Below are 11157 nucleotides of genomic sequence, written 5' to 3'. Positions count from 1 at the left end.
GCGCGGCGCCGAACGGCGTAAGGCCGCCGGCAATGCGCGGCGGCCTTCGGAAATATCTCTATTCTCCGTGCTTTATCGGCACTCGCTCTACTGGCAGGCGAGGCATTCCTCGTAATCGGTGGTGCTGGTCGCCGCGGCGGCGGGCGGCAGCTTGGCGATAGGGGCGGCGTCCCCATGCTCGTGGCGCTGCACCTTCTCGCTCACCGTGTCGGCCCGCTGGATCGACAGCGAGCGGCAGTAATAGAGCGACTTCACGCCCTTCTTCCAGGCCTGGAAATGGATCTGGTGCAGGTCCCGCTTGTGCACATTGGCGGGCAGGAACACGTTGATCGACTGGCTCTGGCAGATATAGGGCGTGCGGTCGGCGGCGTGCTCGATCACCCAGCGTTGGTCGAGCTCGAAGGCGGTCTTGAAGACGGCTTTCTCATCGTCGGTCAGGAAGTCGAGATGCTGGACCGAGCCCTTGTTGACGGTGATGTTCGACCAGGTTTCCTCATCGTCGCGGCCCTTGGCGGCGAGGAGAAGCTGGAGGTGGCGGTTGCGCACCGAGAAGCTGCCGGACAGGGTCTTCTGCAGGAACACGTTGGCGGCGATCGGCTCGATTCCCGGGCTGGAATTGCCGGCGATGATCGAGATCGAGGCGGTCGGCGCGATCGCCATCTTGTGGGAGAAGCGCTCCATCACGCCATATTCGGCGGCATCCGGGCAGGGCCCGCGTTCCTCGGCGAGCTTGCGCGAGGCGGCATCGGCGCCGGCGCGGATGTGGCGGAAGATGCGGATGTTCCACGCCTTCGCCATCGCGCTCTCGAAGGGGATGCCGAGCGCTTGCAGCAGCGAGTGGAAGCCCATCACGCCGAGGCCGACCGAGCGCTCGCGCATCGCGGCGTATTTGGCGCGGGCCATCGAATCAGGCGCGTTGTCGATGAAATCCTGCAGCACATTGTCGAGGAAGCGCATCACGTCCTCGATGAATTGCGGATTGTCGTGCCATTCGAGCCAGGTCTCGAGATTGATCGAGGACAGGCAGCAGACCGCGGTGCGCTGCTGGCCGTGCTGGTCGAGCCCGGTGGGCAGGGTGATCTCGGCGCAGAGATTGGAGGTTTTCACCTCGAGGCCGGCGAGCTTGTGGTGCTCGGGGCGGGCGTTGTTCACATGGTCGCCGAAGATGATGTAGGGCTCGCCGGTCTCGATCCTCGCGGTGAGGATGCGGATCCAGAGCGAGCGGGCAGAGACGGAGCGGACATGCGCGCCGTCCTTGGGCGAGGTGAGCGACCACATCTCGTCCGCCTCGACGGCGCGCATGAACGCGTCGGAGACCAGGATGCCGTGATGCAGGTTGAGCGCCTTGCGGTTCGGGTCGCCGCCGGTGGGGCGGCGGATCTCGATGAATTCCTCGACCTCGGGATGCGAGATCGGCAGGTACACGGCGGCCGAGCCGCGGCGCAGCGAGCCCTGGCTGATCGCCAGCGTCAGGCTGTCCATCACCCGGATGAAGGGAACCACGCCGGAGGTCTTGCCGTTCTGGCCGACCTTCTCGCCGATCGAGCGGAGATTGCCCCAGTAGGAGCCGATGCCCCCGCCCTTGGAGGCGAGCCAGACATTCTCGTTCCAGAGATCGACGATGCCTTCGAGACTATCCGACGCTTCGTTGAGGAAGCAGGAGATCGGCAGGCCGCGCTTGGTGCCGCCGTTCGAGAGCACCGGGGTGGCCGGCATGAACCACAGCTTGCTGATGTAGTCATACAGCCGCTGGGCGTGCTCGGCGTCGTCGCCGTAATAGGAGGCGACGCGGGCGAACAGGTCCTGATAGCCCTCGCCGGGCATCAGGTAGCGGTCGTTCAGCGTGGCGCGGCCGAATTCGGTGAGCAGCTGGTCGCGCGAGCGGTCGACCCTGATCTGGTGGCCCCCGCGGATCTGGACATCCGTGTCGAGCAATGCGGGTTCGGGTCGGTTGATCGCGTTCATCGCAGTTGCAGCTCCTCGGTTCAGCGCGCCCCCATCACTACATATTGGGCAGGCCGCGCGCAATCGACACTAGATCAAGTTGGTCCAAAAAATTTCTCTTGCCCCGAGTCGGTGCCGCGGCGGCAAGCGTGTTCATTGTTTGTTCCAAGGATAGCCAAGACGCCGGAGGCCGGCAAGCGCGGACAGCAAGCGCGGACAGCAAGCGCGGACAGCACTGGGCAAAAGAAAACCCGCGCGAATCGCATCGCGCGGGTTCTGGAGCACGTTCCGCTCCTTTCGGATCGGAACGTTCCCCAATCTGTTGTCAACCAGTGGCGCTCAGCGCAGCCCCTGGCAGAAGGTCTGGATCCGGGTGCAGGCGTCGCGCAGCGCCTCGGTCGAGGTGGCGTAGCTGACCCGGAAATAGCCGGGATAGACGAAGGCGCTGCCATGCACGGCGGCGACGCCCTGCTCTTCGAGCAGCGCGGTGACGAAGGCCTCGTCATCGACGATCTTCGTGCCGCCCGCGGAGGTCTTGCCGAGGCAGCCGGCGATCGAGGGGAAGACGTAGAACGCGCCCTCGGGCCGCGCGCAGGTGATGCCCGGCGCCTCGTTCAGCATGGCGACCACGAGGTCGCGCCGCTCGCGATAGGCGGCGCGCATGACATCGATCGCATCCTCCGGGCCTTCCAGCGCGGCGAGGGCCGCGGCCTGGCTGACCGAGGAGGTGTTCGAGGTGGACTGGCTCTGCAGCTTGTCCATCGCCTTGGTAAGCGCGAGCGGCGCGCCGCAGAAGCCGATTCGCCAGCCGGTCATCGCATAGGCCTTGGAGCAGCCGTTCATCGTCACCGTGCGCTCGCGCAGCTTCGGCTCGACGCCGACGATGGTGGCGGGCTTGAACCCGTCATAGACGAGCTTCTCGTAGATGTCGTCGGTGAACACCCAGATGTCGGGGTGGCGGAGCAGCACGTCGCAGATCGGACGGAGGTCTTCCGCCGAATAGGCAGCCCCGGTCGGGTTCGAGGGCGAGTTCAGCATCAGCCACTTGGTCTTCGGCGTGATCGCCGCCTCGAGATCCTCGGCGCGCAGCTTGAAGCCGTTGTTCTGGCTGCACGGCACGAAGACCGGCTTGCCCTCGGCGAGCTGGACGATGTCGGGGTAGCTGACCCAGCACGGCGTCGGGATGATCACCTCGTCGCCGGCCTCGATCGTGGCGAGCATGGCGTTGAAGATGACCTGCTTGCCGCCGGTCGAGACGATGATTTCCTGCGGCGTGTAGTCGATCCCGTTGTCGCGCTTGAACTTCGCGGCGACGGCCTTGCGCAGCGCCATGGTGCCGGCGACGTCGGTATATTTGGTCTCGCCCGCCTCGATCGCGGCGATGGCGGCGCGCTTGATGTGGTCGGGCGTGTCGAAATCCGGCTCGCCGGCGGAGAGGCTGATGATGTCGCGCCCCTCGGCCTTGAGCTGACGCGCCTTGGTCGAGATGGCGATCGTCTGGCTCGGGCTGATGCGATTGAGGCGTGCGGCGATCAGGTTCATGTGCGATACTCCCCGTGACAACGGCCTCGATGTAACCGAACTATGGTGCGATGAACATGGGCGCGGCGTGGCATCCGGCCCGAATTGCACACATGGCGGGACATGGCCGCACATGACTGCACATGGCGGGACTTGCCGAGCCGGCGGCAACGCCATATCAGTCAGGCCCGGATGGGGTGTAGCCAAGCGGTAAGGCAGCGGATTTTGATTCCGCCATGCGGAGGTTCGAATCCTCCCACCCCAGCCAGCGCCGGCGGGCTTCGCCTCTGGCCTGGATCAGGACGGCCCGGACCGGGCAGGAGCAGGGTTCCGACATGAACGAAACACAGACCGCAGCGCCGCTGCCGACCAGCTTCCGCGGCACGGCGCATTTCACCCTCTCGGCCGATCGCGGCTGGGGGCAGCGGGCGCGGCTCGCGCTCGCCGACATGGCGGAGGGCGTGCGGCTGTGGCAGCTGGTCTGGACGCTGGCGTTCTACGACATCAAGCTGCGCTATCGCGGCTCGGCGCTCGGCCCGTTCTGGCTGACCATCTCGACCGGCGTGCAGGTCGGCGCCATGGCCTTTCTCTACGGCGTGCTGTTCCACACCGATATCCATACCTACCTGCCCTATCTCGCGATCTCGCTGGTGCTGTGGACCTATCTCAACACGCTGATCTCGGAGGGGAGCACCTGCTTCACCCAGACCGACACGCTGATCAAGGGCACGCGCATGCCCTTCAGCGTGCACGCCGCGCGCAATGTGGTGCGCAACACGATCGTGCTCGGGCATAACCTGATCGTGATCGTCGTCGTGTTCCTGATCATGGGCGTGCATCAGAGCCTGTATTCGCTGCTGGCGATCCCGGCCCTGGCGCTCTGGATGATCGACGCGCTGGCGATCTCGCTGCTGATGGGCGCGCTCTGCGCGCGGTTCCGCGACCTGCCGCAGATCATCCTCTCGGTGATGCAGATCGCCTTCTTCATCACCCCGGTGATCTGGTACGCCAAGGTGCTGGACAGCCACCCGATCGGCCGGCTGCTGATCGATCTCAACCCGTTCTATCCCATCCTCGAAATCCTGCGCGCCCCGCTGCTCGGCACCCCGATCAGCACCCGGCTGGTGCTGGCCGCGATCGGCGTCTCGGCGCTGCTGGTGGGCGTCGCGGCAATCGGCTTCGCGCGGATGCGCGGCCGCGTGGCCTACTGGGTCTAGACCATGGCATATCTGACCGCCTTCGACATTTCGGTGGATTTTCCGCTCTATCACGGGGATAGCCGGTCGCTGAAGAAAACCCTGCTCGGCCATGCCTCGTCGCGCTTCGCGCAGGACCGGCGCAGCCGCCCGGTGGTGCAGGCGCTGCGCAACATCTCCTTCTCGCTGAAGACCGGCGACCGGCTCGGGCTGATCGGCTCGAACGGCTCGGGCAAGACCACCCTGCTGCGCGCCCTCTCGGGCATCTACCAGCCGACCGCAGGCTCCCTGTCGATGGAAGGGCGGCTGCAATCGCTGCTCGATCCCGGGCAGGGCATGAACCCCGATCTCACGGGGCGGGAGAACATCCGCCTGCGCGGCCGCTTCCTCGGCCTGCCGCGGCCGGAGATCGACCGGCTGGAGGCGGATGTCGAGGATTTCTCCGAGCTTGGCCAGTTCCTCGACCTGCCGGTGCGCAATTATTCCTCCGGCATGGTGGTGCGCCTCGCCTTCGCGATGGCGACCGCCTTTCCCCCCGAGATCCTGCTGATGGACGAGTGGATTCTCGCCGGCGACGCCGCCTTCATGGAAAAGGCGCGCGGGCGGGTCGAGGGCATGGTGCGCCATGCCGACATCCTCGTGCTCGCCAGCCACAGCCCCTCGATCCTGGTGGAGTGGTGCAACCGGCTGCTCTGGCTGGAGGGCGGGCAGATCCGCGCCGATGGCCTGCCGATGCAGGTCCTCGCGGACTATCTGCCGCCGCAGCAATACGACGAGCTGGTTGCCGCGCATGGCCGGAGCGATGTCGCCGACCGGCTGCCGGCGCAGGACTGAGCGCTGCCACAGGACGCCGCGCCCTCCACAACATATTGTGGATAAGCCAGCACTCGCCACAAGATCGGGTGAAAATCGGCATGAGGCGCCGCCGATCCGGGTTGCCGGATGGCGGCTCTGCCCCCATAGTGTGGGGAGCGAATCAAACCGGTGATCATGCCCCCTTCCCTGCAACCGAGCCGCCGCCGCACCGGTGGACGGCGCGCCAGGGGCCGGCCGCCGGGGTCACCGTCGCCCGCCTGATGTCTGCCTCTCACGCCCTCAAGGATCGTCCCGAATGTCCGTTACCCTGCCCGACACCGCCGCCCCCATTCCGGTCGAGACGCCGCCGCATTTCGACCTGCTGACCGAAAACCCGGTCTACAAGCCGTTCCGCTACCCCTGGGCCTACGAATCGTGGCTGACCCAGCAGCGCGTGCACTGGCTGCCCGAGGAAGTCCCCCTCGCGGACGACGTGAAGGACTGGCACCGGAACCTCACCGAGGGCGAGCGCAACCTGCTCACCCAGATCTTCCGCTTCTTCACCCAGGCGGATGTCGAGGTGAACAATTGCTACATGAAGCACTACAGCCAGGTGTTCAAACCGACCGAGGTGCTGATGATGCTCTCGGCCTTCTCGAACATCGAGACCATCCACATCGCCGCCTACTCGCATCTGCTCGACACCATCGGCATGCCCGAAGTCGAATACTCGGCCTTCCTCAAATACAAGGAGATGAAGGACAAGTACGACTACATGCAGGAATTCCGCGTCGACTCGAAGCACGAGATCGCCAAGACGCTGGCCGCCTTCGGCGCCTTCACCGAGGGGCTGCAGCTCTTCGCCTCCTTCGCGATCCTGCTGAACTTCCCGCGCTTCAACAAGATGAAGGGGATGGGCCAGATCGTCTCCTGGTCGGTGCGCGACGAGAGCCTGCACTGCCTGTCAATCATCCGGCTGTTCCGCACCTTCGTCGCCGAGAACCCGGAAATCTGGACCGAGACGCTCCGCCAGGAACTCTATACGTGCTGTGCCACCATCGTCGAGCATGAGGACGCCTTCATCGACCTCGCGTTCGAGTTCGGCGCGGTGGAAGGGCTGACCGGGGAAGAGGTGAAGCGCTATATCCGCTACATCGCCGATCGCCGGCTGCTGCAGCTCGGTCTCGACCCGCTTTTCAATGTCGACAAGAACCCGCTGCCCTGGCTCGACGAGATGCTGAACGCGGTCGAGCACGCGAATTTCTTCGAGAACCGCGCCACCGAATACAGCAAGGCCTCGACGGTCGGCTCCTGGGAAGAGGCCTGGACCTGATCTGATCTGATCTGGGCCCAGCCGGGGCGCGCAGCGGAGCAGGATGTCCGATCCGTCAGGATCGGACAGTGTCCTAGAGCACTTTCCGATCCTTTTGGATCGGATGTAGTGCTCTGTCATACTGATAAACCGAGCATCTTTATCCGATCAGATGATTCCATCTGATCGGATGATGCTCTACGCCGCGTTCTCCTCGCTCTCGCGCTCCTGCCGGGGCGCGGGGTGGAGGGCAGCCCGGCCGCGGCGGCGGCGATAGGGGAAGAGCTGCGGCCAGAGCAGCCTGTCCTCGGGCGGCAGGAACCGCGGTTCGGATCGGGACACGGAGCGGGACTCGGCACGAGTTTCAGTACGCGCTTCGGGGCGGGATTGGGGCCGCGATCCGGGACGGTCGGGCGGCGGGGCTTCGTCGGTGAGAGCAGACATGGCGACCTGTCATCAGTTGGTGGAGACACTACCGCGAACCCGGCGCGCGGACGCGGCAGCAATAGGCGGGCGACGTTAACAAACCGTTTCGCTTCCGGTGCGAGAACCGGAAACGATACGGAAGATTCCGCATCTTGTTCTGTTAGAGCAACGTCCGCCCTCGCGGGCCGGGCGCATCACTCTATCGTGTTGATAATGGTTGTATCCTTGCCAAATCGGACAGGATCATCCCATCGGGTAGTCGTGGGAGCCTCGAACCGCATCGATCGTTCGTGACGCGCGCTTCTAACAGCCGGCGCCGCACGGGCAAATGAAGACTTGATGTCATCTCCCCCATGATGCCCGGTTCAGCCGGCGATCTCGCCGCTTGGAGCCGCAGCGCCGGGCTGATATGGTTCAGCCATGCGCCAAACGCAGCCCGCCCTTGCCGCGGACTCTGCTCTGGTTCGCGACATTCTCGCTTTCGCCGCGCCCGGCAGCGCGACGCTCCACGAACGCGCCGAGGGAATCGATTATTTCGTCAATGCGTTCTGGACCGCGGGGCAGCGCCAGGCGCATGCGATCCACGAGATTTCCTATCGCGCCTGCTTCAAGCCGCAACTGCCGGAATTCTTCATCTCCCGCCTCACCGCCCCCGGCGATCTCGTCTTCGACCCGTTCATGGGGCGCGGCACCACGCCGCTGCAGGCCGCCCTGATGGGACGGCGCGCCGGCGGCAACGACATCAGCGGGCTTGGGGTGATGATGTGCCGCCCACGGCTGCGGCCGGTCGGGCCCGACGCGGTCGAGGCGGCGCTGCGCCGGGTCGACTGGTCGCGCGGCGCGGTCCGCCGGCCCGAGCTGCTCGCCTTCTACCACCCGGCAACCCTGGCCCGGCTCGAGGCGCTGCGGGACTGGATCGACGCCCGCGCGCCGCCCGGCGACGACCGCCCCGATCCGGTCGCGGACTGGATTCGCATGGTGGCGCTCAACCGCCTCGCCGGCCACTCCCCCGGCTTCTTCTCCGGCCGCTCGATGCCGCCCAACCAGGCGGTGTCGGTCGCATCGCAATTGCGGATCAACGCGCGGCTCGGCCTCGCGCCGCCGGAGCGCGATATCGCCGCGCTGATCCTGCGCAAATCCCGCGCCCTGCTGCGCGACGGCATGATGCCGGGTGGTGCCGTGTTGGGCGGCGCGCACCCCTGCCTGTTCACCGGCCCGGCCTGGGACATCCCGCTCGAGGCCGGCGCGGTCGCGCTCGCGGTGACCTCGCCGCCCTTTCTCGATGTCGTCGACTACGCGGCGGATAACTGGCTGCGCTGCTGGTTCGCCGGGCTCGATGCCGGCGCCGCGGCGCTCGGCCAGCACCGCGGCGCGGCGGGCTGGATGGCGATGATCCGGCGCGCGCTCGCCGAGCTGGCCCGGCTGGTCCGGCCGGGCGGGCATGTCGCCTTCGAGGTGGGCGAGGTGCGAGGCGGGCGAATCCTGCTCGAACGGCAGGTCTGGCAGGCGGCGGCGGGCCTGCCGTTCGAGCGGCTGGGCGTGCTGGTCAACCGGCAGCTTTTCACCAAGACGTCGAATTGCTGGGGGGTGAGCAATTTCACCCGCGGGACGAATTCAAACCGCGTCGTGCTGCTGCGCCGGAGCGGGGGCGGCGGTCAGAGCATCACCTGATCGGATGATGCTCTGTTTATCAATATGGTAGAGCACGGCATCCGATCCGAGAGGATCGGAAAGCGCTCTAGTGTCCCGAATCTGAAATCCATCGGATTTCAGATTCGGGACACTAGAAAAAACAATAGTTTAGTGGCCTGCTTGTCCCTGAAATTCACCCACGAATTTCAGGGGCAGGACACTAGGACGCGATGGCGCCGTAGAGCGCCGGCCGGCGGTCGGCCAGCAGCGTGTCGCGCCGGCGGGTTTCGGCCAGATGGGCAGGATCGATGCGGGCCAGCAGCCGGGTCGGCGTCGCCCCCGCCCGGGCCAGCACCGCGCCATCCGGCCCGCAGATCGAGGACTGGCCGATATAGTCGAGGCCCGGCTCGCTGCCGCAGCGATTGGCATAGGCGATGTAGACCTGGTTCTCATAGGCGCGGGCGGGGATCAGCGCCTCCGCCACCACGTGATAGGGCGGCATCAGCGCCGTCGGCACCAGAACGAGGTCGGCCCCCGCCAGCGCCATCACCCGCGCGGTTTCGGGGAATTCGATGTCATAGCAGATCGCCACGCCAAGGCTGAGCCCGCGCCAGGCGACCAGCGGAAACCCCTCGCCCCGCACGGCGAACATGTCGCGGTCGAGATCGCCGAAGAGATGCGCCTTGCGATACATCAGTCGCACGCCGCCGGCCTCGTCGATCAGCGCCGCGCTGTTCGCCACCGCATCGCCCACCAGCTCGGGGAAGCCGAAACAGAGCGCGAGGCCTTCCGCGCGGGCGATCTCCTGCGCCCGGGCCAGCGCCGGGCTCTCGGGGGCGAGGGCCAGCGCCCGCGCCCGGGCCGGACCGAGATTGTAGCCGGAGAGAAACAATTCGGGCAGCACCAGGAGGTCGGCGCCAGCCGAGGCGGCATCCCGCGCCTCGGCGGCGAGCAGGTCGAGTGCGCCCGCCGGATCGGCGAACCGCCCCTCGGTCTGGCAGAGGGCGAGGGTGATGCTCATGCCCCGATGCATAGACCCGCCCCGGCAGCGGGGCAATCGGCGCGGCGCCCGCCCTTACATCGATGCCAGAACCAGCTGGTCGCCGCTGCGGGCGATCGCCCCCATCCGCGCCCCGGCGGCGCCCGAGGCCATCACGATGTCGCCCGGCGCGATCAGGTCGGCGGCCGGGCCGAAAAAGCCGACATCGCCCAGCGTGTCGAGCGCCCCCTCCCCTGCGCGGTAGTGCCAGAGAGTGAAGCCGTTGGCATAGGCGAGGACGGAAAGGTTGCGCAGGATGAAAGCCATGGTCTGTCTCCTCAGCGTGACCACCGGCCGGCTGGCCGATAGGAACATAACAAGAACAAAATAACCACAGGTTGTATTATGCGCAAGCATTAACTGTCCGTTTACCGCAAATCTTTCTTCCCAAACCGGGTAAATCCGTTAAGACCAACGCGATGCAGCATGACGATATCTGGCGTGCGATCGACGCCCTGGCGGCGCAGCGCGGGCTCTCGCCCTCCGCGCTCGCGCGCAGCGCCGGGCTCGACCCGACCAGCTTCAACCTCTCCAAGCGGCGCGCGCCGGACGGGCGGCTGCGCTGGCCTTCCACCGAGAGCATCGCCAAGATCCTGGCCGCCAGCCAAACCGGATTCGAAACCTTCGCGGCACTGGCCGCTGGCAGCCCGCTCGCGATGACGGACGCGGCTCAAGCCGCGATGACGGACGCGGCTCAGGCCGCGAGGCCGGACGCGGCACCGGCCATGATTACTGACGCGGCTCAGGCCGCGATGATCCCCGACGAACCGCTGGCGGAAGCCGGGCCCGCAACGCCTGACGACGCGCCGCCCGAGACGCTGGCGGAGCCCGACGCCGTCCAGCCCGGCACGGTCTGGCGCGCGGTGCCGGTGATCGGCCTCGGCGCGGCCGATGACGAGTCCTTCGACGACGAGGGTTATCCCAGCGGCACAGGCTGGCGCCGGCTGGAACGGGTCATTGCCGAGGCCGGCATCGTCGATGATCCGCATCTCTTCGCCCTCGTGGTGGAGGACGATTCGCTGGAGCCGGTCTGCCGGCGCGGCCATGTCGTCATCGTCCCGCCGGATGCGCCGGTGCGGATGGGCGATCTCGTGGTGGCCCGGCTTGCGCCGGGCGGCCTCGTCGCCGGCCGCCTGCTCCGCCGCACCATCTCGCGGATCGACCTTGCCGCGCTCACCCCCGCCGCCGCGCCGCGCGCATTGCCGGCCGAGGCGGTCGTAGCCCTCCAGCGCATCGTATGGATCAGCCAGTAGACCGCGCTCTTCCCGCCGGCGCGGCGGGGCTGTAAGGAG

10 protein-coding genes and 1 tRNA gene are annotated in these 11157 nt (G+C 66.7%); 6 read left to right on the top strand and 5 right to left on the bottom strand.

All coding sequences use genetic code 11. The features are described 5' to 3' along the window. Nucleotides 1-87: 87 nt before the first annotated feature. Nucleotides 88-1965 carry a ribonucleoside-diphosphate reductase subunit alpha gene (locus B7Z76_RS02150; protein ID WP_291341849.1) on the bottom strand — a complete coding sequence of 626 codons (1878 nt, stop codon included), beginning with the start codon at nt 1963-1965 and terminating at the stop codon, nt 88-90. A gap of 318 nt (nt 1966-2283) precedes the next feature. Continuing rightward, nucleotides 2284-3486, bottom strand: coding sequence for a pyridoxal phosphate-dependent aminotransferase (locus B7Z76_RS02145; protein ID WP_174504499.1), 1203 nt, complete (start codon nt 3484-3486; stop codon nt 2284-2286). Between the two features lie 172 nt (nt 3487-3658). Here B7Z76_RS02145 and B7Z76_RS02140 point away from each other — a divergent pair. From B7Z76_RS02140 to B7Z76_RS02125, 4 genes are all read left to right on the top strand, one after another. Next, nucleotides 3659-3733 (top strand) — tRNA-Gln (locus tag B7Z76_RS02140). 67 nt (nt 3734-3800) lie between these two features. Then, nucleotides 3801-4682: an ABC transporter permease gene (locus B7Z76_RS02135; protein WP_174504498.1), complete on the top strand. Its 882-nt coding sequence runs from the start codon at nt 3801-3803 to the stop codon at nt 4680-4682. A 3-nt stretch (nt 4683-4685) separates the two neighbouring features. After that, nucleotides 4686-5495 carry an ABC transporter ATP-binding protein gene (locus tag B7Z76_RS02130; protein ID WP_174504497.1) on the top strand — a complete coding sequence of 270 codons (810 nt, stop codon included), beginning with the start codon at nt 4686-4688 and terminating at the stop codon, nt 5493-5495. Nucleotides 5496-5772: 277 nt separating this feature from the next. After that, complete coding sequence (locus B7Z76_RS02125) at nt 5773-6789, top strand: ribonucleotide-diphosphate reductase subunit beta (RefSeq protein WP_291341845.1); 1017 nt, start codon at nt 5773-5775, stop codon at nt 6787-6789. A gap of 177 nt (nt 6790-6966) precedes the next feature. Here B7Z76_RS02125 and B7Z76_RS02120 read toward each other — a convergent pair whose 3' ends face one another. Further along, nucleotides 6967-7110: a hypothetical protein gene (locus B7Z76_RS02120; RefSeq protein WP_174504495.1), complete on the bottom strand. Its 144-nt coding sequence runs from the start codon at nt 7108-7110 to the stop codon at nt 6967-6969. 504 nt (nt 7111-7614) lie between these two features. Between B7Z76_RS02120 and B7Z76_RS02115 the strand changes: the two genes are divergently transcribed. Further along, nucleotides 7615-8865 carry a DNA methyltransferase gene (locus tag B7Z76_RS02115; protein WP_291341842.1) on the top strand — a complete coding sequence of 417 codons (1251 nt, stop codon included), beginning with the start codon at nt 7615-7617 and terminating at the stop codon, nt 8863-8865. A 181-nt stretch (nt 8866-9046) separates the two neighbouring features. Here B7Z76_RS02115 and B7Z76_RS02110 read toward each other — a convergent pair whose 3' ends face one another. After that, nucleotides 9047-9847, bottom strand: coding sequence for a carbon-nitrogen hydrolase family protein (locus B7Z76_RS02110; protein WP_291341839.1), 801 nt, complete (start codon nt 9845-9847; stop codon nt 9047-9049). A gap of 54 nt (nt 9848-9901) precedes the next feature. Continuing rightward, entirely contained in the window at nt 9902-10132 is a 231-nt protein-coding gene (locus B7Z76_RS02105) for a hypothetical protein (RefSeq protein ID WP_174504492.1), read from the bottom strand. Between the two features lie 152 nt (nt 10133-10284). Here B7Z76_RS02105 and B7Z76_RS02095 point away from each other — a divergent pair, with 152 nt between their 5' ends. Beyond that, entirely contained in the window at nt 10285-11118 is an 834-nt protein-coding gene (locus tag B7Z76_RS02095) for a S24 family peptidase (RefSeq protein ID WP_408736361.1), read from the top strand. The last annotated feature ends 39 nt before the right edge of the window (nt 11119-11157 follow it).

This window comes from Acidiphilium sp. 20-67-58 (assembly GCF_002255515.1).
Lineage (GTDB): Bacteria > Pseudomonadota > Alphaproteobacteria > Acetobacterales > Acetobacteraceae > Acidiphilium.
The sequence above is the reverse complement of the archived record's forward strand: the minus strand, read 5'-3'. Positions and strand labels throughout refer to the sequence as shown.

Bases quoted from the DNA above. Each gene is read 5' to 3' on its own strand.
- B7Z76_RS02150 (WP_291341849.1), bottom strand. From the start codon at position 1,965: ATGAACGCGATCAACCGACCCGAACCCGCATTGCTCGACACGGATGTC.
- B7Z76_RS02145 (WP_174504499.1), bottom strand. From the start codon at position 3,486: ATGAACCTGATCGCCGCACGCCTCAATCGCATCAGCCCGAGCCAGACG.
- B7Z76_RS02135 (WP_174504498.1), top strand. From the start codon at position 3,801: ATGAACGAAACACAGACCGCAGCGCCGCTGCCGACCAGCTTCCGCGGC.
- B7Z76_RS02130 (WP_174504497.1), top strand. From the start codon at position 4,686: ATGGCATATCTGACCGCCTTCGACATTTCGGTGGATTTTCCGCTCTAT.
- B7Z76_RS02125 (WP_291341845.1), top strand. From the start codon at position 5,773: ATGTCCGTTACCCTGCCCGACACCGCCGCCCCCATTCCGGTCGAGACG.
- B7Z76_RS02115 (WP_291341842.1), top strand. From the start codon at position 7,615: ATGCGCCAAACGCAGCCCGCCCTTGCCGCGGACTCTGCTCTGGTTCGC.
- B7Z76_RS02110 (WP_291341839.1), bottom strand. From the start codon at position 9,847: ATGAGCATCACCCTCGCCCTCTGCCAGACCGAGGGGCGGTTCGCCGAT.
- B7Z76_RS02105 (WP_174504492.1), bottom strand. From the start codon at position 10,132: ATGGCTTTCATCCTGCGCAACCTTTCCGTCCTCGCCTATGCCAACGGC.
- B7Z76_RS02095 (WP_408736361.1), top strand. From the start codon at position 10,285: ATGCAGCATGACGATATCTGGCGTGCGATCGACGCCCTGGCGGCGCAG.